Annotated in this window: 21 protein-coding genes and 1 riboswitch; of the genes, 11 read left to right on the plus strand and 10 right to left on the minus strand. The window is 71.8% G+C overall.

Translation table 11 applies throughout. From position 1 onward, the window contains the following. Positions 1-14 precede the first annotated feature (14 nt). The 4 genes from J7E91_RS06425 to J7E91_RS06440 all read left to right on the plus strand — a co-directional run bounded on the left by J7E91_RS06425 (position 15) and on the right by J7E91_RS06440 (position 3,412). Positions 15-794, plus strand: a complete 780-nt coding sequence (locus J7E91_RS06425; RefSeq protein WP_214899849.1) for a phytanoyl-CoA dioxygenase family protein — start codon at positions 15-17, stop codon at positions 792-794. An 83-nt stretch (positions 795-877) separates the two neighbouring features. After that, a complete protein-coding gene (locus tag J7E91_RS06430; RefSeq protein ID WP_214899850.1) occupies positions 878-1,699 on the plus strand; it encodes a Rossmann-like domain-containing protein in 822 nt (273 codons plus the stop codon). Next, positions 1,696-2,988 carry an MFS transporter gene (locus J7E91_RS06435; protein WP_214899851.1) on the plus strand — a complete coding sequence of 431 codons (1,293 nt, stop codon included), beginning with the start codon at positions 1,696-1,698 and terminating at the stop codon, positions 2,986-2,988. The genes J7E91_RS06430 and J7E91_RS06435 overlap by 4 nt, the downstream gene beginning before the upstream one ends. A gap of 40 nt (positions 2,989-3,028) precedes the next feature. Then, on the plus strand, positions 3,029-3,412 hold the full coding sequence (locus tag J7E91_RS06440; RefSeq protein ID WP_214899853.1) for a Fur family transcriptional regulator: 384 nt from the start codon (positions 3,029-3,031) through the stop codon (positions 3,410-3,412). Positions 3,413-3,465: 53 nt separating this feature from the next. Here J7E91_RS06440 and J7E91_RS06445 read toward each other — a convergent pair whose 3' ends face one another. The 4 genes from J7E91_RS06445 to J7E91_RS06460 form a co-directional block, all read right to left on the minus strand. After that, entirely contained in the window at positions 3,466-4,485 is a 1,020-nt protein-coding gene (locus tag J7E91_RS06445; protein ID WP_214899855.1) for an ABC transporter substrate-binding protein, read from the minus strand. A gap of 10 nt (positions 4,486-4,495) precedes the next feature. Next, the gene (locus tag J7E91_RS06450; RefSeq protein WP_214899857.1) at positions 4,496-5,281 is read right to left on the minus strand and encodes an ABC transporter ATP-binding protein; all 786 of its coding nucleotides are present in this window, start codon (positions 5,279-5,281) and stop codon (positions 4,496-4,498) included. After that, complete coding sequence (locus J7E91_RS06455) at positions 5,281-6,390, minus strand: iron ABC transporter permease (RefSeq protein WP_214899858.1); 1,110 nt, start codon at positions 6,388-6,390, stop codon at positions 5,281-5,283. The genes J7E91_RS06450 and J7E91_RS06455 overlap by 1 nt, the downstream gene beginning before the upstream one ends. A gap of 117 nt (positions 6,391-6,507) precedes the next feature. Further along, a riboswitch (cobalamin riboswitch) is annotated at positions 6,508-6,599 on the minus strand. Positions 6,600-6,727: 128 nt separating this feature from the next. Next, a complete protein-coding gene (locus J7E91_RS06460; RefSeq protein ID WP_214899859.1) occupies positions 6,728-7,693 on the minus strand; it encodes a pirin family protein in 966 nt (321 codons plus the stop codon). Between the two features lie 71 nt (positions 7,694-7,764). Between J7E91_RS06460 and J7E91_RS06465 the strand changes: the two genes are divergently transcribed. Then, positions 7,765-8,109: a M48 family metallopeptidase gene (locus J7E91_RS06465; RefSeq protein WP_214899860.1), complete on the plus strand. Its 345-nt coding sequence runs from the start codon at positions 7,765-7,767 to the stop codon at positions 8,107-8,109. Here the strand turns inward: J7E91_RS06465 and J7E91_RS06470 are convergent. Beyond that, the gene (locus tag J7E91_RS06470; RefSeq protein ID WP_214899861.1) at positions 8,106-8,663 is read right to left on the minus strand and encodes an ATP-binding protein; all 558 of its coding nucleotides are present in this window, start codon (positions 8,661-8,663) and stop codon (positions 8,106-8,108) included. The genes J7E91_RS06465 and J7E91_RS06470 overlap by 4 nt on opposite strands. A gap of 291 nt (positions 8,664-8,954) precedes the next feature. Between J7E91_RS06470 and J7E91_RS06475 the strand changes: the two genes are divergently transcribed. After that, positions 8,955-10,265 carry a phosphoribosyltransferase family protein gene (locus J7E91_RS06475; protein ID WP_214899862.1) on the plus strand — a complete coding sequence of 437 codons (1,311 nt, stop codon included), beginning with the start codon at positions 8,955-8,957 and terminating at the stop codon, positions 10,263-10,265. A gap of 52 nt (positions 10,266-10,317) precedes the next feature. Here J7E91_RS06475 and J7E91_RS06480 read toward each other — a convergent pair whose 3' ends face one another. Beyond that, the gene (locus J7E91_RS06480) at positions 10,318-11,292 is read right to left on the minus strand and encodes a zinc-binding dehydrogenase (protein WP_214899864.1); all 975 of its coding nucleotides are present in this window, start codon (positions 11,290-11,292) and stop codon (positions 10,318-10,320) included. A 106-nt stretch (positions 11,293-11,398) separates the two neighbouring features. Between J7E91_RS06480 and J7E91_RS06485 the strand changes: the two genes are divergently transcribed. Continuing rightward, positions 11,399-12,247: a GNAT family N-acetyltransferase gene (locus J7E91_RS06485; RefSeq protein ID WP_214899865.1), complete on the plus strand. Its 849-nt coding sequence runs from the start codon at positions 11,399-11,401 to the stop codon at positions 12,245-12,247. Positions 12,248-12,340: 93 nt separating this feature from the next. On the opposite strand, the gene J7E91_RS06490 is transcribed toward J7E91_RS06485, so the two are convergent. Then, positions 12,341-13,471 (minus strand): TetR/AcrR family transcriptional regulator, encoded by a 1,131-nt coding sequence (locus J7E91_RS06490; protein ID WP_214899866.1) that lies wholly within the window; start codon positions 13,469-13,471, stop codon positions 12,341-12,343. Between the two features lie 115 nt (positions 13,472-13,586). Here J7E91_RS06490 and clpX point away from each other — a divergent pair, with 115 nt between their 5' ends. The 3 genes from clpX to J7E91_RS06505 all read left to right on the plus strand — a co-directional run bounded on the left by clpX (position 13,587) and on the right by J7E91_RS06505 (position 16,958). Further along, on the plus strand, positions 13,587-14,963 hold the full coding sequence (clpX, locus tag J7E91_RS06495; protein WP_214899867.1) for an ATP-dependent Clp protease ATP-binding subunit ClpX: 1,377 nt from the start codon (positions 13,587-13,589) through the stop codon (positions 14,961-14,963). A gap of 120 nt (positions 14,964-15,083) precedes the next feature. Then, positions 15,084-16,016, plus strand: coding sequence for a hypothetical protein (locus J7E91_RS06500; RefSeq protein ID WP_214899868.1), 933 nt, complete (start codon positions 15,084-15,086; stop codon positions 16,014-16,016). Between the two features lie 162 nt (positions 16,017-16,178). Further along, a complete protein-coding gene (locus J7E91_RS06505) occupies positions 16,179-16,958 on the plus strand; it encodes a VOC family protein (RefSeq protein WP_214899869.1) in 780 nt (259 codons plus the stop codon). A gap of 136 nt (positions 16,959-17,094) precedes the next feature. Here J7E91_RS06505 and J7E91_RS06510 read toward each other — a convergent pair whose 3' ends face one another. Both J7E91_RS06510 and J7E91_RS06515 read right to left on the minus strand, forming a co-directional pair. Beyond that, entirely contained in the window at positions 17,095-17,301 is a 207-nt protein-coding gene (locus tag J7E91_RS06510) for a cold-shock protein (protein WP_214899870.1), read from the minus strand. A gap of 211 nt (positions 17,302-17,512) precedes the next feature. Continuing rightward, positions 17,513-18,982: an NAD(P)/FAD-dependent oxidoreductase gene (locus J7E91_RS06515; RefSeq protein ID WP_214899872.1), complete on the minus strand. Its 1,470-nt coding sequence runs from the start codon at positions 18,980-18,982 to the stop codon at positions 17,513-17,515. Positions 18,983-19,098: 116 nt separating this feature from the next. On the opposite strand from J7E91_RS06515, the gene trxA reads away from it, so the two are divergent. Continuing rightward, the gene (trxA, locus tag J7E91_RS06520; protein WP_214899873.1) at positions 19,099-19,494 is read left to right on the plus strand and encodes a thioredoxin; all 396 of its coding nucleotides are present in this window, start codon (positions 19,099-19,101) and stop codon (positions 19,492-19,494) included. 100 nt (positions 19,495-19,594) lie between these two features. On the opposite strand, the gene J7E91_RS06525 is transcribed toward trxA, so the two are convergent. After that, entirely contained in the window at positions 19,595-21,031 is a 1,437-nt protein-coding gene (locus J7E91_RS06525) for a benzaldehyde dehydrogenase (protein ID WP_214899874.1), read from the minus strand. Positions 21,032-21,041 lie beyond the last annotated feature (10 nt).

Below are 21,041 nucleotides of genomic sequence, written 5' to 3' on the forward strand. Positions count from 1 at the left end.
AAAGGTGCCGTGCCGTGTCCTTCGAGGACGAGCGCACCCGCGGTTACGTACTGCTTCCGCGGCTGTTCAGCCCTGGCGAGACAGCGGCTCTGAGCGAGGCCGCGGAGTCCGCTCTCGCGCGGGTGGCCGGGCACGCCCTGGAGGGCAGGACCGAGGTCACCGTGTGGCCGGACGGGCACCGGCTGGAAACAGTGGACGGCACGACCGTCCACTGGGAGCCGGACGCCCGCCCGCCCGCGGTGCGCAGCCTCGCGCCGGTCACACACCTGGAGCCCGCGCTGGACGCCCTGTGGACCGACGAACGGCTCACCGGGCCCATGCGCCGGCTGCTGGACGTCGACCGGCTGGGGCCGTTCACGTCGAAGCTCAACTTCAAGCGGGCGGGCGTCGGTTCGGCGTACCACTGGCACCAGGACTACCCGTACTGGTACTGCTGCGCGGGCCCGGACGCCCGGGACATCGCCACCGCGATGATCTGCCTCGACGATGTGACGGCCGGCAACGGCGCCTTGACGCTCGTCCCGGGAAGCCACCTGGCGGGGCCCGCGCCGCGCGACCGGGCCGAGCCGACCGGGCTGCTGGTCGACGCCGCGCGGACCGATGTCGGCGGCGCGGTGACCATCGAGGCCCCGGCCGGCTCCGTCCTGATGTTCCCCGGCCTGATCGTGCACCGCTCGGGGCCCAACACGACCACCCAGGACCGCCGCTCGCTGCTGCTGTGCTTCCAGCCCGCCGGGCGTCCGACGCTCGCGCGGCTGCCGTACCGGTCCGAACTCCTGGCCGACCTGCCCTGACCCACCCCGTTGTCCACCCCGTATCCACCCATGGCCCAGAAGCCATGACTCAGAAGCCCATGCCTCAGAAGAAAGCACCCCTCATGTCTCCTCTCCAGCCGCACTCCGTGCCCGATCTCCAGCAGGCCGTCCTCGACGGTGCCTACGGACCGCCGCCCCAGGAGCTGACCGTCACCAGCGCGTTCTGGCTCCACCACACCACCCGGCTGGCCGGCAGCCAGGTCACCTACCGCAACAGCTACCTGCTGCTGCGGTCCGGCGACGCCTTCGGCGCCTGCTCCTTCGAAGCCGGCGAGCTCGCCCCCGACTTCTGCGCGGACGCCTCCGGCCACACCCTCGACCACCTCATCCGGCACGAGGCGGCGCCCGTACGCATCGCCGCCCTCGACGCCTACCTGGGCCGCGTCCAGCCGCACCGGAGCTCCCCCGCCGCCGAGTCGGTCACGCTGCCGACCGGCACGCCCGAGACCCGGGCCCAGGCCCGGGACGCGGCCGTCGCCGGACTGCTCGACATCCCCGCCGGTGCCAAGGTCGCGCTGATCGGTGTCGTCAACCCGCTCGTCGCGGCGATACGCGAGCAGGGCGGCGTACCCCTGCCCTGCGACTTCAACCTGCGCACCACTCAGTGGGGTGACGCCGTCACCGACGACATGGCCCAGGTGCTCGCCGAGGCCGACGCGGTGGTCGCCACGGGCATGACGCTCAGCAACGGCAGCTTCGACGTCATCGTCGACCACTGCCGCAAGCACGAGCTGCCGCTCGTCGTGTACGCGCAGACCGGCAGCGCCGTCGCCCGCGCCTTCCTGGGCTCCGGTGTCACCGCGCTGTCCGCCGAGCCGTTCCCCTTCTCGCAGTTCAGCGCCGACGAGACCGCGCTGTACCGGTACCGGGCGGCAGGCGCATGAGCAGCGAGACCAAGAACCCGGAGGCGGACCCGGAAGCGAGCGCAGCAGCGAACGCGGCCCCAGGGGCCGAAGCCGTCCCCAGCGATCTGCGGATGACCCGCACCCTGTGGCCGTTCATGCTCGCCTCGGCCGTGGGGCTGGTGCCCTTCACCATCTTCAGCACCTTCCTCGTCCCCATCGCCGACGCCTCGGACAGCGGCGTCGCGGCCATGGGCCAGCTGCGCGGTCTCGGCGGCCTGGCCGCCCTGGCCGTGGGTACGGCGCTGGCTCCGCTGATCGACCGGGTACGCAAGGACTGGGCGGCCGCGGGCGGACTCGCCGTACTGGCCCTCTCGGCGGCTCTCGGCGCCACCGGCGAGTTCCTGCTGCTTGCGGCGTTCTGCCTGCTCGTCGGTGCGGGTACGGCCGTACTCAACCCGGCGCTCACGGCAGCGGCCGCCGACCGCTTCGACAACGACGCCGCCGCGGGCCGGGCGGCGACCCTCATCACCGCCACGCAGTCACTCACGGCTCTCCTGGCCGCCCCTCTTGTGGCGCTGCCGGCCGTACTGTGGGGCTGGCAGGGCGACTTGTGGGCGATCGCCGCAGTCGCCGCAGTACTCGCCGTGCTCTTCCTCCTCCGAGGCCGCCGTGCCGAGCGGGCTGGGGACAACGCCGAAGAAGGCACGGAGAAGACGGCGCGTCCCGGCTATCTCGCCTCGTTCAAGCTGCTGGGCGCCCTCCCCGGGGTTGTGCCACTGCTCATCGTCGCCATGCTGCGGACAGCGGCCTTCATGGGGTATCTCGCCTACCTGGCGGCCTTCTACGACGAGCGCTTCGGCCTCGCCCCCGGGCCCTTCGCCATCGTCTGGACGCTGAGCGGCACTTCGTTCTTCCTCGGCAACCTTGTCGCCGGGCGGCTGCTGAGCGCCGAGCGGCCGAAGGTGTCCAGTGAGCGGCTGATGACGCTGGCCCTGCTGGTGGCTTTGTCGGCCCTGGTGGGCGTGTTCTTCGCCCACTCGCTGTTCCTCGCCCTGCCGCTGACCGCGCTCATCGGCGCCGGTCACGCGACGGTGGCCGCCTGTGTCACCACGCTGCTGGTACGACGCTGTGGCTCCCTGCGCGGCACGGCGCTGAGCCTCAACGCCGCCGGGATGAGTTTCGGCGTGTTCCTGGGCGCGGGCCTCGGCGGCGTGGGTCTCGCGCTCGGCGGGTACCCGGGCACGGCCGCGGCGCTGGGCGGGCTGACCCTCGTGGCCCTGGTCTTCGCCCGAGTGGCCGCGCGCTCCACCCCCGCAACGGAGGAGTGAGGGATCGGTTGTGACGGGAGTGGCGAAAGTGGGCGAGCGTATGACACGTCAGCGTGCCGCTGTCGTCCAGGCGCTCGCCGAACGCGCCGACTTCGTGTCCGCCCAGCAGCTGCACGCGTCGATGGCCGAGTCGGGCGTCCCGGTCGGGCTCACCACCGTGTACCGCGCCTTGCAGGGTCTGGAGCGGGCCGGCGGCGCCGACGTCGTGCGCGACGAGGTGGGGGAACGGCTCTACCGGCACCGGCCGGCCGTCGGGCACCGCCACTACCTGATCTGCCGCTGCTGTCGCCGTGGCCAGCCCCTGGACACCGACATGGTCGAGCACTGGATCGCCGGCGTGACGCGAACGACCGGGTTCGCCGAAGTCGAGCACACCCTGGAGCTCACGGGCGTGTGCACCCACTGCCGCTCCACCGGCGGCTAGACAGCCGATGGCCGGTGCCCGGGAAGGGCGCCGGCCGTCGGCCTGTCGTGCTGTCACCGATTCAGGTTCCGCAGATCCGCGGCCAGAGAGGCGATCGCCGCGGGATTGCGCGGGCTCTCCACCAGCTCCGCGTAGTCCAGGACGACGATGCGGTCGTTCTTGATGGCCGAGACGCCCGCGAGCGGTGGGTAGGATTTCAAGAACTTCCTCTTCTCCTCGGCGCTGGTGTCACCGTAGTCGTTGATCACGACCACTTCGGGGTCCCGCTCGACGACGGTCTCCCAACCCACGGTCGTCCAGCTGTCCTTGAGGTCCTTCATGATGTGGTCTCCGCCCGCCTTGGTGATGATGTCGTGCGGCCCCGCGTACGCGCCGGAGGTGAGGGGCTTGTCGCGGCCGTCGTCGTAGAGGAAGACGCGAGGCCGGTCGGCTCCCTTCGGGGCCTTCGCCCGCGCTTCGGCCACCTGCTTCCGGAACGTCGCGATGAGGGCATCGGCGCGGTCCCCGACGTCGAAGATCTTCCCCAGATTCCGCAGGTCGGTGTAGAGCGCCTCCAGCGGCGGCATCACCCCACGTGCCTTCTCCCGCCCGTTGCGGCAGGACTCGGTCAGCAGGTACGAGCCGATGCCGACCCTCTTCAGCTCTGCGGGGGTGAAGCCTTCACCCTCGTTGAAGCCGTAGTTCCAGCCCGCGAACACCAGATCGGCGCGGGCGTCGAGGACCAGCTCCTTGTTGATCGTCTTCTTCGACAGCCACGTGGTCTTCCGGTAGGCGTCCTTCCAGGGGACGGAATCGAGATCGCCCTTGTCGTCGGGCATCACGTAACCCGCCATGCGGTCCTCCAGGCCGAGCGCGAACATCAGCTCGGTGATGCCGACGTCGTTGGTGACCACGCGCTTCGGGGCAGCGGCGTAGGTCTTCTTCCGACCGCAGTTGTCGATGGTCACGGGGTAGTGGCCACCCGCCTTGGCCGGGCCTTCTCCGCCGTCGCGGGAGGTGACCTCGGCGCCGCAGCCGGTGAGAGCCAGAGCAGCGGCGAGCGCGAGAGCGGCGGGGCGTACGAGAGGGTGCATCGGTGGCTCCTTAAGTGGCGGGCCGAGAAGACGGGAGTCGGTCGAAGAGCAGGTGCAGGGCCTTGGACCCGGGGTGCGCCACGCGGTGCGCCCGTACGCCGAAGACCTCGGCCAGCAGCTCGGGTGTGAGCACGTCGTACGGGGCGCCGGAGGCGACGATCCGACCCTGCTGGATGACGTACAGCAGGTCGCAGTGGACGGCGGCGAGGTTGAGGTCGTGGAGTGCGGTGACCACGGTGAGCCCGCTGTCACGCACCAGGGACAGCAACTCCAACTGCTGGGCGATGTCAAGGTGGTTGGTGGGCTCGTCGAGCACGAGCGCCTGAGGCTGCTGGGCCAGCGCGCGGGCGATGAGGACCCGCTGCTTCTCCCCGCCCGAGAGCGTGAGGAAGCCGCGGTCGGCGAGGTGCCCGGCGCCCACCCGCGACAGCGCGGCCTCGCACGCCTGCCGGTCCTCGGCGGTGGTGCGGGCCATCCCCCTCTGATGCGGCAGCCGCCCCATCGCCACGACCTCGGTGACCGTGAAGTCGAACTCGGCGACCGACTCCTGGGGAAGCGCGGCCAGCCGGCGGGCGCCTTCGCGCGCGCTCATCGCGTGCAGGTCCTCCCCGCCGAGCCGGACCGTACCGGCCGTGGGGCGCAACGCCCGGTAGACGCAGCGCAGCAGGCTGGACTTGCCGCTGCCGTTGGGTCCGACCAGCCCGACGAGCTGCCCGCCGCCCACCCTCAGCGTGACGTCCTCCACCAGCCGCGCGCCCGCGATCTCGACCGTCAGGTCATCGATGTCGATCCGCATCACGCGCCTCCGAAGGTGTACGAGCGCCGGCTCATCAGCAGGACGAAGCACGGCACACCGATGACCGCGGTCAGTACACCCACCGGAAGTTCGGTGGGTGCCATCACGACGCGGGAGAGGATGTCCACCCAGATCATGAGGACCGCGCCCGCCGGCGGTGCGACGGCGAGCACCCTGCGGTGGTCGGCGCCGACCAGCATGCGTACGCCGTGGGGAACCATCAGCCCGACGAAACCGATCGCACCGCTGACGGCGACCACGGCCCCGGTGACGGCCGCGCAGACCACGAACAGTTCTTTGCGCAGGCGCCCGGCGTCCACGCCCAGCGCCGCTGCCGTCTCGTCGCCCATGGCGAGCGCGTTCAGCCGGCGCGCCGACAGCGCGAGATGGACGAGACCTGCGAGCACAGCACCCCCGGCGATAGGCAGGGAGGCCCAGTTGGCCCCGCCGAGGCTGCCGAGCAGCCACATCATCGCGGAGCGGGCCGCCTCACCGCGCTCGGCCGCGAACACCATGAACGTGGTGACGGCCGAGAAGCCGTAATACATCGCGCTGCCCGTGAGGACCAGCCGCATCGGAGTCAGGCCACGAGCGGTGCGGGCGATCGCGTACACCAGCATCATGGCGAGCAGCGCGGAGAGGAACGCGGCGGTGGACAGCGCCCACATGCCGAACGCGCCCAGCGCGCCGAAGAGCAGGACGGCGTTGGCGCCGACTGCCGCGCCCGAGGAGATGCCGAGGGTGAACGGGTCGGCGAGCGCGTTGCGGACCATGGCCTGCACGGCGACACCGATGAACGATAGCCCCGCGCCGACGACCGCGGCCAGCAGGGCGCGCGGGAAACGCAGTTCCCAGACGATGGTGTACGCCGACACCTCGTCGGGAGCTATCGCTCCGCCCGCCAGCCCCGCCCAGAGATAGCGCAGCACCTCGCTCCAGGAGAGTCCGGAAGCCCCGATCCCCGCCCCACAGACGACGGAAAGCACCAACGCGGCACACAGGGCGGCGAGCAGAGGTGGCAGTGACACGCGCCGTGGCGGCGCCGGCCCGGTGCCCGTTCGGGGAGCGTGCGGCGGCGCGGCAGTGCTGTGCTCAACGGGTATGGCCACGGGCGGATCACTTTCGCCTCGGGCCGTGCCACGCGCCAGGGAGCAGCCCGACGCGGTGCGTCCGGCGCAGCACCCTCTCGCAGTCCACGGCGAGTTGTCAGGAGCCTTCACCGCCGCGGGTAATCGGGCTCACGGGGACGGACCTGCGTACAGGTTCGTCACTCCGCCTACCGTTGCGGGTCAGCGCCGGACTTCCACCGGACTTCCCCCGCGGGGCGCCTGCAGCTTAGCGCGCTCCTGTCACGGCACGGTGCGGTCCGGGCCGTGCCGAGCGGACACCGCCCCGGCGCCGAACGCGGCAGGCTCGGCCACGTCGTAGCGGGCGCGTCACCGCAGTTCAGCGCACCCGTCCCCGCGGTTTCAGCACCACCGGCGGGAGTTCGGGAGCGGGCAGTCGGCTGCCGGCGTAGCCGTGGACCTCGCCGAAGCGGGTGCCTTCCATCCAGTCCTTCCGGGCCTGCTCGATTTCCTCGTGCGAGCGGCCGACGAAATTCCACCACATGACCAGTTCCTCCTCGAAGGGCTCGCCGCCCAGGAGCATCAGGCCCGCGTCGGAGTCGGCGCGCAGTGGGAGGTCGGTCCGGCCGCAGCCGAGGTAGAGCATCGAGCCGGGGAGTACGGGCACGCCGTCGACGTGCGCCTCGCCGGACATGGAGAGGACGGCGTACTCGAAGTCGGGGTCGAGCGGCAGGCGGGTCTCGGTGCCGCGGGCCAGCGCGAGGTCCGCGCCGACGATCGGCGTGTACGTCGTACCGGGCGACGCGGCGCCGTCGAGCGATCCGAGGATGACGGTGGCGGTGAGACCGGGCCCGGTGACGGCCGGGAGGTCCGCGTGGTGCTGGAAGTGCGGCTCGGTGTCGCGGTGGCCCTCGGGCAGGGCCACCCACAGCTGAGCGCCGTGCAGAAAGCGCGCGTGCGGTTTCGGGCTCTCCTCGGAGTGGCTGATCGCCCGGCCCGAGGTCATCAGGCCCAATTCGCGCGGCCGGATGGTCTGGAGGCTGCCCAGGCTGTCGCGGTGCAGGACTTCGCCCTCATGGAGCCAGCTGACGGTCTGCAGACCGAAGTGGGGGTGCGGCGCGACCTGCATGCCGGGCTCGTCGGCGATGTCGTCGGGGCCGTAGTGGTCGACAAAACACCACGCGCCGATCATGCGGCGGCCCAGGTTCGGCAGCAGCCTGCGTACCCGGGTCGACTCGCCGAGCTGGACCTTGCGGGCGGTGAGGAGTTCACGTACCGGCTCCGCCACGACGAAGCCTCGGCCGCCGCAGACGGAGGGCACGGCCTGGCGCTCGAGATTGCTCATGGCGCCAACCTATTCCTGTGCGCGGGTGGGCCGTCAGCACTTGGGACCGGTGGGGTCAAGGGGATGGTGGAATGAACGACACCTACTACAGCCACGGCACCGCCGCCGACCGCTGGACACGGGCGCACCTTTTCTTCGACGCCAAGGAGTACGACAAAGCCACCCGCGCCCTCACCGGCCTGGTCGACGAGGTGCCCGAGCAGCTCGCGCCGCGCCTTCTGCTCGCCCGCTCGTACTACCACTCCGCCCAGCTGGGCAAAGCGGAGACCGAGCTGCGCTCCATCGTGGAGCGCAACCCGGTCGAGCACTACGCGCAGCTGATGCTGGGCCGCACATTGGAGCGGCAGGGCCGCGACAGCGAGGCGGCCCCGCATCTGCGACTGGCCGCCGCGCTGTCCGGGGACTTCCCCGACTAGGCGAGCACGGGGACGCCGACGGGGACAGGAGTGGGAGTAGGGGTGGGAGTAGGGGGGAGGGTGCGGGGCGGTGCGGGGGACGGAGCTGTGACGGGCTCCGGAGCGGGGGCCGGCTGGCCCTTGGCGTCGCCCACGCCCGGAACGGGCGGGCACGGCACCAGCGGGCTGTTGCGCGCGTCGGCCACGCGCCGCGTGAACCACACGACCTTGCCGTCGGCAGTGCCGCAGGTTCCCCAGCTGTCGCACAGTCGGGCGACAACGGCGAGGCCGCCCCCGCCCGCCGAGACGAGGCGCGGCATCGGGGGGCCGTTGTCGGCCACCGAAGCCGTGAGATGTCTGCCGGTCCAGCGCAGTTCGACCACGCACCGGTTGTCGTCGCCGACATGCCGGTGGACATTGGTCAGAAGTTCCTCGACACCCCTGCACACCGGCTGGATGTGCAGCTCGAGATTCCAGTGCCGCAGGTGTGCGGCAACAATGCGCCGGATCTGCGAGACACGCTCCGCCGATACGTGCAGTTCGACCGCGTAATACCGGCCGCTGGGAAGTGTCATGGCCGTGGCTCCTTACCGCGAGGCCCACATGCTTCACCTCGTTGCAGCAACGACCCCCGAACACGAAGAGTGAGCGATAGTCACCATTGGGTCATGGCCATCTTGGCTCCCGAAAGCACGAACCGCAACCGGTGCGGCTCAAGGCCCGGGCGGCGCGGCTGAATCCGTATGCCGTACAGCGGTTACTCCGACTGCCAGGCTCCGCCGACTTGCGCGACAGCGACAAATGGGGTTGTTTCGAAGAAAGTGTGGACGTGGTTTCTGTCTCCCCTGATTTGGGGGTGAACCACTGTGCTGTTCACCGATCGCGCCGACGCGGGACAGCGGCTTGCCCAGGCCGTGCGGCACCTCGAGGGGGAAAAGCCCGTTGTGCTGGGCCTGCCGCGGGGCGGTGTTCCGGTGGCCTTCGAAGTGGCGCGGGCGCTCGGTGCCCCCCTGGATGTGGTCGTCGTACGCAAACTCGGCGTCCCGTACCACCGGGAGCTGGGCTTCGGCGCCATCGGCGAGGGCGGGGCACGGGTCATCAGCGACGACATCGTCCGCCGCAGCGGGGTCGGGCCCGACGAAGTCGCGGCGGTCGAACGCGCCGAGGAGGCGGAGCTCGAACGGCGGGCGGTGCGGTTCCGCGGCGACCGGCCGCGGCTGCCACTGGACGGGCGGACGGTCGTCGTGGTCGACGACGGGATCGCGACCGGGGCCACGGCGGCGGCCGCGTGCGAGGTCGTACGGGCACAGGGCGCGGCTCGCGTGGTACTGGCCGTTCCGGTGGCGGCGCCCGATGCCGTCGCCCGGCTGAGCAGTCAGGTGGACGACGTCGTGTGTCTGTCCGTACCGCCCATGTTCCGCGCGGTGGGCGAGTGGTACGAGAACTTCACGCAGACCTCCGACGAGGAAGTCGTCGCGCTGCTGGCACAGGCCGCCGGGCGGGCGGGGCACCCGGTCACGGAGGAGGTCGAGGTTGACGCGGGCGGGGTTCTGCTCGCCGGCGATCTCACCATGCCCGAGGGTGCTGACGCGGTCGTGATGTTCGCGCACGGCTCGGGCAGCAGCCGCCACAGCCCGCGCAACCGGTCGGTGGCCACCGCCTTGAACCGCGCGGGACTCGGCACTCTGCTCTTCGACCTGCTCACGACCGCGGAGGAAGCCCACCGGGCGAACGTCTTCGACATCGAAACCCTGGCCGGACGGCTCGGGGACGCCACCCGCTGGCTGCGGCGCCGCGAGTCCGTCCCGATCGGCTACTTCGGGGCGAGCACCGGAGCGGCGGCAGCGCTGTGGGCCGCCGCGTCCGCCGGTGCGTCGGCGGACGCGTCCGCGGGTACGGGCGTCGGCGCCGTCGTGTCGCGCGGCGGCCGGCCCGACCTGGCGCGGCCGCGACTGGGCGACGTACGCGCGCCCACGCTGCTCATCGTGGGCGGGCACGACACGCTGGTGCTCGACCTCAACCGGCAGGCGCAGGCGGAGCTGCGCTGCGAGAACCGCCTCGAAGTCGTCCCGGGCGCCACGCACCTGTTCGAGGAACCGGGGGCCCTGGAGAAGGTCGCCGACCTCGCTCGGGACTGGTTCGTCGCGCATCTGGGGGCGGGGGCGCGGGCTGGGTAGCCCGGCTACCGCATCACCTGGCGTTATGCGGTCCGTTATGCGGTCAGCGACGTTACGCCGTCAGCACCACCTTGCCCTCGGTCTCGCGCGCTTCCAGCGCGGCGTGCGCGTCAGCGGCCCGCTCCAGCGGAAACCGGGTGATCAGCGGGACGAGGCGGCCCGCCGCCGCCTCGTCCAGGGCCCGGGCCGCCAGTTCGCGCCAGCCGCCGGCGGGGACCATATTCGGCCCGATCGCCCAGGTCGCCGTCAGCTCGCGCTCGACGAGATCGCGCGTCGTGATCTCGGTCGGTTCCCCGGCGGCCCACCCGTGCAGCAGGAACCGCCCACCGGGGCCCAGCAGCTCCAGGGCCTGGCGGCCGAGCCGACCGCCCACGCCGTCGAGAACCACGCTCACCTCACGGCCGTCCAGCGCCTCGCGGACGTGGGCGGTCCAGTCGGCGTCGCGGTAGTCGACGGCGATGCCGGCGCCGAGCGTACGGACGCGTCCCACCTTCGCGGGGCCTCCGGCCGCTCCCACGACGACGGCGCCGGCGTGGCGTGCCGCCTGCACGAACAGGCTGCCGAGGCCGCCGGCCGCCGACATCACCAACACCACGTCCTCGGAGGTCAGTTGCGCGACCGCGAGCACGCCCTGGGCCGTGGAGCCGGTTGTGATCACCGCTACGGCGGTTTCGGCGTCCAGTCCGCCGGGGATCCGGTGCAGCGCGTCGACGGCGACGACCGCCTGCTCGGCGTACCCTCCGTCCAGCTCCAGTTGAGCCACGACCCGGCGGCCGAGCCACTGCGTGCTCACGCCCGGGCCGACCGCCCCCACGACGCCTGCCACCTCGGCGCCGGGTGTAACGGGGAGGGCGGGCGGCTCATGGGGGCCGACGGCCAGGCCGCGGCGCAGCGTGGTCTCGATCAGGTGAACTCCGCTGGCCTGTACGTCGATTCGCACCTCTCCTTCGGCCGGGACCGGGCCCGGGACCTCCTCGTAGGTCAGGTTCCCGGCGGGGCCGAAAGCGTGCAGCCGTATCGCGTGCATGTCATACGCTCCTGAACTGGTTCCCCGGCGCGGAGTTGCCTGGGTCAGGGATCACTGTTGAACATCAACCGCGCTTGGGGTCAAGAGAACATTCTGGGAGCGAGACGTGGCTGCATTCGAAATCGGGGTTGCGAGCGCCGACGACATCGCCCTGCTGGGCGACTGGGCCGACGCCGAAGGCTGGAATCCGGGCCTCGGCGACGGCTGCACCTTCTTCGCCACCGACCCGCACGGCTTCCTGGTGGGCCGGCTCGACGGCGAGCCCGCGGCCTGCGTCTCGGTCGTGCGTTACGGCCCCGATTTCGGCTTCCTGGGCCTCTACATCACCCGCCCGCCCCTGCGCGGCCAGGGTTACGGAATCCAGCTGTGGCGGGCCGGGATGGCGCGCCTCGACGGGCGCAATGTCGGGCTCGACGGTGTGGTGGAACAGCAGGGCAACTACCGCAAGTCCGGCTTCCGGTCCGCCTGGAACAACATCCGGTACGAAGGGATCCCGTCCGGCGACCCCCCGGCGCCCGCCGGCGTCGGCCTCGTGGACGCCCGGACCCTGCCGTTCACGCAACTGGCCGCGTACGACCGCCGGTTCTTCCCGGCGGCCCGCGACCACTTCCTGGCGTCCTGGATCGCCGCACCGCAGCGCACCGCGCTGGCGGCGGTCCGCGACGGGGAACTGCGGGGCTTCGCCGTCCTGCGCGCCTGCCGCGCGGCCTCGCGCATCGGCCCGCTCTACGCCGAGTCGCCCGAGGTGGCCGCCGCACTGGTCAGCGCACTCGGGGCCACGACCCCGGGCGAGCAGGTGGCGATCGACGTACCGGACATCCACCCCGAGGCCGGGCGCCTCGTGGAACAGCTCGGCCTGACGCCTACGTTCGAGACCGCACGGATGTACACGGGTCCCGTCCCGCGGATCGACTGCTCAGGCCTGTTCGGGATCACAAGCCTCGAACTGGGCTGACGCCCATTCTTCAGCTCGACGACACACACTGCGCGTGGCGGAGCTTTTGCCAGGCGGCTTCGACCACGGCCGCGCTCTCCTCGTCGCCCGCCGTCATGAAGGGCGGCTCCCCTCCCGGCGGGCGTGGCCGACCCGGGCGGCGTCCTCGGTCGCGGCCGCGGCGTGGCATGCGCCGCGGCCGTCGGCGCGGGCGACGATCCGGCCCCCTTCGATACGGACGGCCGCCTCGGTGCCGTCGCTCACGGCCGGTACGCCGGCCGCCCGCGCGAGGGCTCCGGACGCGTCGTACACCACTTGGAGTCGCGGCCACGCCGACGGCGGGAACGCCCGGCGCAGGCAGCCGCAGAGGCCGGCGACGGCCAGCCGGGCCAGCGGCAGCAGCTCGGCCGGTTCGCCGGTGACCAGAACGGCGGTGACCGTGGCCCCGGGTGGCGCGGCCCGTACCGCTTCCTCGGCCGCTTCGAGCCGGTGCAACCCGAGGATCGCCACCACGCCGTCATCCGCCAGGCGCGCCGGTGTCCCGCGTACGGCGTCCGTCGCGGGAGGCGGGGACCAGGGCTCGTCGGCCGGGCGTGCCCGGGGGATGTAGGGCAGGTGCGGCGGGGGCCAGGTGTCCCGCAGGTCGAGGCCCGCCAGCCGCTCGCAGGCGCTGACGACGTTGAAGGGTTCGATGAAGCCCGGCGCGGCGTCGGCCATCTGACTCGCGCCGTGGAGCGTCGTGAGGACGGCCTCCGCCGTACGCACCAGGCGGGCGGGCGGCGCGTCGGGCGGCCGCAGCTCCTCCAGGGCCAGGCCGAGCAGGATCGCGTCCAGCTTCATCAACTGCGCGAACGGCCGCCGGATCCGATCCTCGGAGAGCACTTCCGACATCAGGTGTCTGCCCAGGCGGGGCGACCCGTGCCGCCCACCGGTGTCGGCGTCGACGAGCGGCAGCTCACCGGCCCAGGCGCGGGCGAGTGCGCCGAGTGCCTCGGGGGCGGTGTGGCCGGGCTCGGGGTGCACAGGCTCGTGGTCGCGCTCGGCGAGGTCGGCCAGTACGGCGAAGTACAGGGCCCGCTTGCCGGGGAAGTTGGAGTACACCGCACCGCGGGTCAGTCCGGCGCGCTCGGCGATGGCGTCCACCTTCGCTCCGGGGAAACCGCGTTCGGTGAACTCGTTCCTGGCCGCGTCGAGCACCCTGGCGCGGTTGTGCTCCTGCAGCTCCGCCCTGCTGAGCCGGCCCATGGTCCTCACTTGCCTGCGCGTTGCCGTCCGTGTCGGTTCAAGATACCGTCGGGCATCCAAATGCTGACGTCATATGGTTTGGACATTCGAATGCGGATGAGTGAGGCGTTTCCGAGTGGCACGTATCGGTGACAGCGGCGACCTGCCGAAGTGCACGTTCTGCGGGAAGAGCCACAAGCAGGTCGGGAGACTCATCGCGGGCCCCGGCGGGATCTGCATCTGCGACGAATGTGTGGGCCTGTGCAACGAACTCATCGCGGAGGAAGCGGACGGTCCCGGCGGGGGCGGACCCAAGGAGCTGCCGACCCCGCGGGAGATCCACGCCTTCCTCGACCAGTACGTCGTCGGGCAGGACGGCGCCAAGAAGGCGCTCGCGGTCGCCGTCCACAACCACTACAAGCGCATCGGCCACTACAAGCGCGTCGGCGCTGCCGCGGCGGCCGACGGACGCAGCGGGCAGAGCAGGCAGAGCGGCGGGCAGGGCGGACAGGAGGCAGTCGAGCTCGGCAAGTCCAACGTCCTGTTGATCGGCCCCACCGGATGCGGCAAGACGTACCTCGTCCAGACCCTCGCCCGGATGCTCGACGTCCCGTTCGCGATCGCCGACGCGACGGCACTGACGGAGGCCGGGTACGTCGGCGAGGACGTCGAGAACATCCTGCTCAAGCTGGTCCGGGCCGCCGGCTTCGACGTGCGGAAGGCCGAGACCGGAATCATCTACATCGACGAGATCGACAAGATCGCCCGGAAGAGCGAGAACCCGTCGATCACGCGCGACGTCAGCGGTGAGGGCGTACAGCAGGCCCTCCTGAAGATCCTGGAAGGCACGATCGCGAGCCTGCCGCCGCGGGGCGGCCGCAAGCACCCGCAGCAGGAGTTCGTCCCCTTCGACACGAGCAACGTGCTCTTCATCGTCGGCGGGGCCTTCGCCGGTCTGGAGCGGATCATCGAGCAGCGGGCCGGGCGTCGGGGCATCGGGTTCGGCGCGGCGGTTCCGGCCGCCGATGAGGGCCGGGAGGAGCAGGGCTCCTTCGCCCGCGTCACGCCTCAGGACCTGCTGAAGTTCGGTCTGATCCCGGAGATCGTCGGGCGGCTCCCGGTGGTGACGGCCGTGCGGCCGCTCGACCGGGCCTCGTTGGTGCGGATCCTGACCGAACCGCGCAACGCGCTGATCCAGCAGTACCAGCGGCTGTTCGAAATCGATGGCGTGGAGCTGGAGTTCACCGAGGACGCCCTCGGCGCGATCGCCGACCAGGCGCTGCTGCGCCGTACCGGCGCCCGGGCGGCGCGCACGATCCTCGAAGAGCTCCTGCTCAACGTGATGTACGAGGTGCCGAGCCGGGACGACGTGGCCCGCGTCGTCGTCGACCGCGAGACCGTGCTCGGAAACGTCGCCCCGGCGCTGGTACCGCACGCGCGGCCCGGCCACAAACCGGACGAGGACCAGGGCGGCGAGCAGGCCCCGGGCCGCCGCGACGACCGGACCGCCTGAGCGGGGCGCCGGGTGAGCCGTCGGGGTGCGTCCTCCGCACTTGACTTGATACCCCTGGGGGGTATGTTGGAGTGCATCGGCCGCCCCTTCAGCAGCGGCTCATACCTCCAGGGGAGCGTCATGAACACGGCACTGAAGATCACAGCTTTCGCCGCAGCGGTCGCCGCGACGTTCGGCACGGCGTACGGCGTCGGCAAGGGCGTCGGCCCCGTCGCCGCGGGCGAGCAGTCCGCGGGACACGGCCGGCACGGGGAGGCGAGGGAGAAGGAAGCCGCCGGCGGCGGCGGGCACGGTGGGCACCAGGCCGCGTCGCCCGCGGCCGGTGGCCTGCACATCTCGGAGAGCGGCTACACCCTCACCCTCGAAACCCCCCACGTCGCCGCCGGCGACCGTACGCGACTCCGCTTCTCCATCCAGGACGAGGACGGCCGCAAGGTCACCGCGTACGAGCGCGAACACGGCAAGGAGCTGCACTTCATCGTCGCCTCGCGCGATCTGACCGTCTACCGCCACCTCCACCCGACACGCGCCGCCGACGGCACCTGGAGTACGTCCGCCGACCTGCCCGCAGCCGGTGGCTACCGGGCCTTCGCCGACTTCAAGCCCGCGAAGAAGGGGGCCGAGGCGCTGACGCTCGGCGCCGACCTGGCCGTATCGGGCACGTACGCACCCGCTGGCCTCCCCGCCCCCGCGGCCACCGCCGAGGTCGACGGATACGAGGTCACCCTCACCGGCGGACTGCGTCCCGGAAAGAGGGGCGAGCTCCGTCTGAACGTCGCGAAGGACGGCAAGCCGGTCACCGACCTCCAGCCGTACCTCGGCGCGTACGGTCACCTCGTCGCCCTGCGCTCCGGCGACCTCGCCTACCTCCACGTCCACCCCAACGGCGAACCCGGCGACGGCGTCACCGAGCCCGGCCCGGAGGTCTCCTTCACCGCCACCGCGCCGAGCTCCGGAACGTACCGCCTCTTCCTTGATTTCCAGCACGACGGCAAGGTCCGCACCGCCGCCTTCACCGTCGAAGCCGGCAAGGGCACGGCGCACGCGCACTGAGGGGCAGCCGCCTGCGCCGGTCCGTGCTCCTGCTCCATGAGGATGAAACCGGGCCCCTTGCGCTGCGATGGCTGACGCCCGCACGGAGGCGATCGGCAAGGGTGGCAGGTGCTCCGTCGGCCACCCCCGCGGGAAACCTCCAGAGAGGCAGGGCGTACCACCATGCTCAGCACCGACTTCGTCACCGGGTCCCCCAACTGGCTGGACCTCGGCAGCCCCGACACAGCGGCCGCCGCCGCGTTCTACGGCAGTGTCTTCGGGTGGGACTTCCTGTCGGCAGGCCCCGAGGCGGGCGGGTACGGCTTCTTCCAGCGGGACGGCAAGACGGTCGCCGCCCTCGGGCCGCTCACCGAGGAGGGGGCCAGTTCCGCCTGGACGGTGTACTTCCAGACGCCCGACGCGGATGCCACGGTGAAGGCGACCGAACAGAACGGCGGCGCCGTCCGCGTCGAGGCGTTCGATGTCATGAACGCCGGCCGGATGGCCTGCCTCACCGACCCGGGCAGCGCGGAGTTCGCCGTATGGCAGCCGACCGCCGTCAAGGGGCTGGAGATGACCTCCGACGACAACTCCCTGTGCTGGGCCGAGCTGCACATCGGCGATCCGGTGGCCGCCCTGCGCTTCTACGGCTCGCTGTTCGGGTGGCGGTCACAGGAGATGGAGACGCCGGGCATGACGTACACGGTGCTTTCCACCGCCGAAGGCGACCAGCAGGACGCCTCGTTCGGCGGTGTCACCCCGCTCCGGAGCGCCTCGGAGAAGTCACGCTGGATTCCCTACTTCGCGGTGCGGGACGCGGACGAGATCGCCGCCAAGGCGCAGGGGAACGGCGGATCGGTCGTCATGCCCGCCGCGGACGTCCCCGACGTCGGCAGGATCGCCTGGCTCGCGGACTCCTTCGGCGCGACCTTCGCCGTCCTCAAGCCCGCGCCGCAGGCCTGACTCGGCCTGACTCCCGAAACGTGGGACCGCCGTGGGCCGGGCGCCCGGGCACGGCGTCGGCTGCGACCCGCCGCACGGAGAACGGGGTGCCCGGTCCCGGCGGTCGTTCCGCGGGACCGGGCACCCCGAGGGCGCGCTACCTGACGGTGACGTTCTCCGCCTGCGGCCCCTTGGGTCCCTGGGTGACCTCGAATTCCACCTTGTCGCCCTCCTGGAGCTCCTTGAAGCCCGTGGACTGGATGGCGGAGAAGTGGACGAACACGTCAGGGCCGCCCCCGTCCTGCTCGATGAACCCGAAGCCCTTGTCCGCGTTGAACCACTTCACAGTGCCTGTTGATGCCATCAGTTCGTTCCTTTGTTCCGTGCCACGGCCCGACCATCGCCGCACCGGCCGCAGTCATGTCGCAACTGCGGCTCCTGCACCTTGCCATCCCGACCCGGGTTCCCAATCGTCCTGTTTTCCGTGTCGGTGGAACTCCGCCCGACTCGCCGGGCGGCCCCGCGAAAATCAGACGGTCACGTCGTCCCCGCCGCCGCTCTGTCGGACCGCGCACTCAGCCGCGGTACGTCTCCAGGAGCCGCAGCCACACCTCGCTGATCGTCGGGTACGCCGGGACCGCGTGCCACAGGCGGGGGATCGGGACCTCGCCCGCCACCGCCACCGTCGCCGAGTGCAGCAGTTCGGCGACGCCCGGGCCCACGAAGGTGGCGCCGAGTACGGTTTCGCGGTCCAGGTCCACGACCATGCGGGCGCGGCCCCGGTAGCCGTCGGCGTACAGGCCGGAACCCGAGACCGACGCCATGTCGTAGTCGACCGCCCGCACCCGGTTCCCCGCCGCCTCGGCCTGTGCGAGGGTGAGGCCGACCGCCGCCGCCTCGGGGTCGGTGAAGACCACCTGGGGTACGGCGGCGTGGTCGGCGGTGGCGGAGTGGGCGCCCCAGCGGGCGGTGTCCAGGGGCTCGCCCTTGGCCCTTGCGGCGATGGCGGCTCCCGCGACGCGTGCCTGGTACTTGCCCTCGTGGGTCATCAGCGCCCGGTGGTTGACGTCGCCCACGGCGTACAGCCAGTCGTTGCCCTCGACGCGGCAGGTTTCGTCGACCTTCAGCCAGGAGCCGGGCTTCAGGCCGACCGTGTCGAGGCCGATGTCGTCGGTGCGCGGGGCGCGGCCGGTGGCGAAGAGGATCTCGTCGGCCTCGATGCGCTCCCCGCCGTCGAGGACGACCGTGACCGGGCCGCTGCCGCCCTCGCGTCGCTCCACAGCGGCGACGGAGGTTCCGGTGCGTACGGTGGCACCGGCCTCCGTGAGGGCTTCGGCGACCAGCTCGCCCGCGAAGGGCTCCATCTTCGCCAGCAGGCCCTTTCCGCGTACGAGCACGGTGACCCGGGAGCCGAGTGCCTGCCAGGCCGTGGCCATCTCCACGGCGACCACTCCCCCGCCGACGACCACGAGCCGGTCGGGTACCTTTCCGGAGCTGGTCGCCTCACGGCTGGTCCAGGGGTTCGCCCCGGCCGCCCCCGGCAGATCGGGCACGACGGCGCGGCTGCCGGTGCACACCGCCACCGCGTGCCGCGCCGTGAGGGTGTACCGCTCGCCCGACGGGGCCTGGACGACGACCGTTCTGGGGCCCGCGAGCCGGCCCCTGCCCCGGTGGATGTCCACTCCGATGGACTCCAGCCAGCTCACCTGGCCGTCGTCCTTCCAGTTCGACGCGTAGTAGTCGCGGTGCGCGAACACCTCGGCCACGTCCAGCGGGCCCCGCACCGACTGGCGCAGTCCCGGCACGCGGCGCGCGTCGGCGCGGGCTGTCACCGGGCGCAGCAGCGCCTTGCTCGGCATGCAGGCCCAGTAGGAACACTCGCCGCCGATCAGTTCGTTCTCCACCACCGCCGTGGTCAGTCCGGCCGCGCGGGCACGGTCCGCCACGTTCTCGCCGACCGGCCCGGCCCCGACCACTACAACGTCGTACTCCGCCGCGGCGTACGCCGCGTCAGCCGCGTCCGCCGTGTCCACTGCATCCGTCATACGGGCAGTCTCGTCGGGGGTGTGCGCCGTGGCCAGCCGGGCAGGCGGAATATCGCGAGCCCGCATGCCGTTGTGCGGGACGGCTTCGCCCGTTATGCCAGGAAGAGGAGCACACCATGTCCACCGTCGAGCTCACCAAGGAAAATTTCGATCAGGTCGTGTCCGACAACGACTTCATCCTGATTGATTTTTGGGCTTCCTGGTGCGGTCCCTGCCGGCAGTTCGCACCCGTCTTCGAGAGCGCGTCCGAACGTCACGACGACCTGGTCTTCGCCAAGGTCGACACCGAGGCTCAGCAGGAGCTGGCCGCCGCCTTCGAGATCCGCTCGATTCCGACGCTGATGATCGTTCGCGAGAACGTGGCAGTGTTCGCCCAGCCCGGCGCGCTGCCCGAGGCAGCGCTGGAGGATGTCATCGGGCAGGCCCGCAAGCTCGACATGGACGAGGTCCGCAGGTCCGTCGAGGAGGCGAAGGCCGCTCAGGGCACACAGGACGCGCGGGAAGCGGGCTAGGCGGAGCAGCAGGCAGAGCGGGGAACGAGGGCCCGGCGGCCGTGTGCGGTGCGGCCGGGCCCTTTCGCGTACTCGCGGCGTCTTTCCGGAAGGGTGCTTTCTAGAAGGGGTGGCCCGCCGGTTCGCGGCGTACCGTCGTCCAGCGCGTTTCGGTGAAGGCCTCCAGGTTCGCCTCGCCGCCGAAGCGCGCACCCGTGCCGGAGGCCGCGACTCCGCCGAAGGGCGCGACCGCCTCGTCGTTCACCGTCTGGTCGTTGATGTGGACGATACCGGTGGGGATACGGTCCGCGAGCTCCACTCCGAGTGCGGTGTCGCGGGTGACGATGCCCAGGGAGAGACCGTACGGGCTCGCCGAGGCCAGGGCCGCGGCCTCCTCCAGGGTGGTGAAGGAACGGACCGGCGCGACAGGCCCGAACACCTCCTCGGCGTACGCCGGAGTGTCGTCGTCGACGCCCGCGAGCACGGTCGGCCGGTAGAAGAGGTCGCGGTGCGTGCCGCCCGCCGCGAGCTTCGCGCCGCTCGCCGTGCTGGCCTCCACGAGACCGTGGATTTTGGTCAGTTGGGAGTCGTCGATGATCGGGCCGAGCTGCACCTGCTCGCGGTGCGGGTCGCCGACGGCCAGGGATTCGGCCTTGGCGGCGAGCCGTTCGACGTACTCGTCGTAGAGCGAGGCGTGCACGAGGTGACGGCCCGTGGTCATGCAGATCTGGCCCTGGTGGAAGAAGGATCCCCAGGACGCCTGGGCGACGGCGCCTTCGAGGTCGGCGTCCTCCAGCACGACGAGGGCGGAGTTGCCGCCCAGTTCGAGGTGGGCGCGCTTCAGCGCGCGCCCCGCGGCCTCGCCCACCGCGCGGCCGGCCGCCGTGGACCCCGTGAAGGAGACGACCGGGACGGCCGGGTCGGCGACGAGCGCCTGCCCGGCTTCCGCGCCGCCCGGCAGGACGTGCAGCAGCCCCTCCGGCAGCCCGGCCTCGGCGAATACGGCGGCCAGTGCGAGGCCGCCGCAGACCGCGGTACGGGGGTCGGGCTTCAGCAGGACGCCGTTGCCGAGCGCGAGCGCGGGGGCGACCGAGCGTATGGACAGGATCAGCGGGGCGTTGAACGGTGCGATGACGCCGACCACCCCGGCCGGCACCCGCCGCGTGTACGAAAGCCGTGGCGCTTCGCTCGGCAGCACCTGTCCCGCGGGGCGGGAAGCGAGCGCGGCGGCCTCGTAGCACTCCTGGGCGGCGACGTGCAGCTCGAAGTCGGCCTTGCCGGGTATGGACCCTGATTCCCGTACGAGCCATTCCCGCAGCTCGTCGGCGTGCGTGGCGAACAGGTCACCGGCGCGGCGGAGCACGGCGGCCCGCACGAAGTGGGGCGTGCGGGCCCATGCCGTCTGCACGGCCCCGGCAGTCCGCGCGGCCGTGCCGACATCGTCCGCGGTGGCGAGCGTGACGCGGCCGAGCGTTTCGCCCGTCGCCGGCTCGACGACGTCCGACTCACCGCCCGTGAGCCGGACGGGCTGCCAGGTCCTGGGGTCGAGCAGGGGCATGCGGATGCTC

Source organism: Streptomyces sp. ISL-99, assembly GCF_018614005.1.
GTDB lineage: Bacteria > Actinomycetota > Actinomycetes > Streptomycetales > Streptomycetaceae > Streptomyces > Streptomyces flavidovirens.

Excerpts from the sequence above, each read along its gene's own strand:
- J7E91_RS06430 (WP_214899850.1), top strand. The coding sequence starts at position 878 with ATGTCTCCTCTCCAGCCGCACTCCGTGCCCGATCTCCAGCAGGCCGTC.
- J7E91_RS06435 (WP_214899851.1), top strand. The coding sequence starts at position 1,696 with ATGAGCAGCGAGACCAAGAACCCGGAGGCGGACCCGGAAGCGAGCGCA.
- J7E91_RS06440 (WP_214899853.1), top strand. The coding sequence starts at position 3,029 with ATGACACGTCAGCGTGCCGCTGTCGTCCAGGCGCTCGCCGAACGCGCC.
- J7E91_RS06445 (WP_214899855.1), bottom strand. The coding sequence starts at position 4,485 with ATGCACCCTCTCGTACGCCCCGCCGCTCTCGCGCTCGCCGCTGCTCTG.
- J7E91_RS06450 (WP_214899857.1), bottom strand. The coding sequence starts at position 5,281 with ATGCGGATCGACATCGATGACCTGACGGTCGAGATCGCGGGCGCGCGG.
- J7E91_RS06460 (WP_214899859.1), bottom strand. The coding sequence starts at position 7,693 with ATGAGCAATCTCGAGCGCCAGGCCGTGCCCTCCGTCTGCGGCGGCCGA.
- J7E91_RS06465 (WP_214899860.1), top strand. The coding sequence starts at position 7,765 with ATGAACGACACCTACTACAGCCACGGCACCGCCGCCGACCGCTGGACA.
- J7E91_RS06470 (WP_214899861.1), bottom strand. The coding sequence starts at position 8,663 with ATGACACTTCCCAGCGGCCGGTATTACGCGGTCGAACTGCACGTATCG.
- J7E91_RS06480 (WP_214899864.1), bottom strand. The coding sequence starts at position 11,292 with ATGCACGCGATACGGCTGCACGCTTTCGGCCCCGCCGGGAACCTGACC.
- J7E91_RS06490 (WP_214899866.1), bottom strand. The coding sequence starts at position 13,471 with ATGGGCCGGCTCAGCAGGGCGGAGCTGCAGGAGCACAACCGCGCCAGG.
- J7E91_RS06500 (WP_214899868.1), top strand. The coding sequence starts at position 15,084 with ATGAACACGGCACTGAAGATCACAGCTTTCGCCGCAGCGGTCGCCGCG.
- J7E91_RS06505 (WP_214899869.1), top strand. The coding sequence starts at position 16,179 with ATGCTCAGCACCGACTTCGTCACCGGGTCCCCCAACTGGCTGGACCTC.
- J7E91_RS06510 (WP_214899870.1), bottom strand. The coding sequence starts at position 17,301 with ATGGCATCAACAGGCACTGTGAAGTGGTTCAACGCGGACAAGGGCTTC.
- J7E91_RS06515 (WP_214899872.1), bottom strand. The coding sequence starts at position 18,982 with ATGACGGATGCAGTGGACACGGCGGACGCGGCTGACGCGGCGTACGCC.
- trxA (WP_214899873.1), top strand. The coding sequence starts at position 19,099 with ATGTCCACCGTCGAGCTCACCAAGGAAAATTTCGATCAGGTCGTGTCC.
- J7E91_RS06525 (WP_214899874.1), bottom strand. The coding sequence starts at position 21,031 with ATGCCCCTGCTCGACCCCAGGACCTGGCAGCCCGTCCGGCTCACGGGC.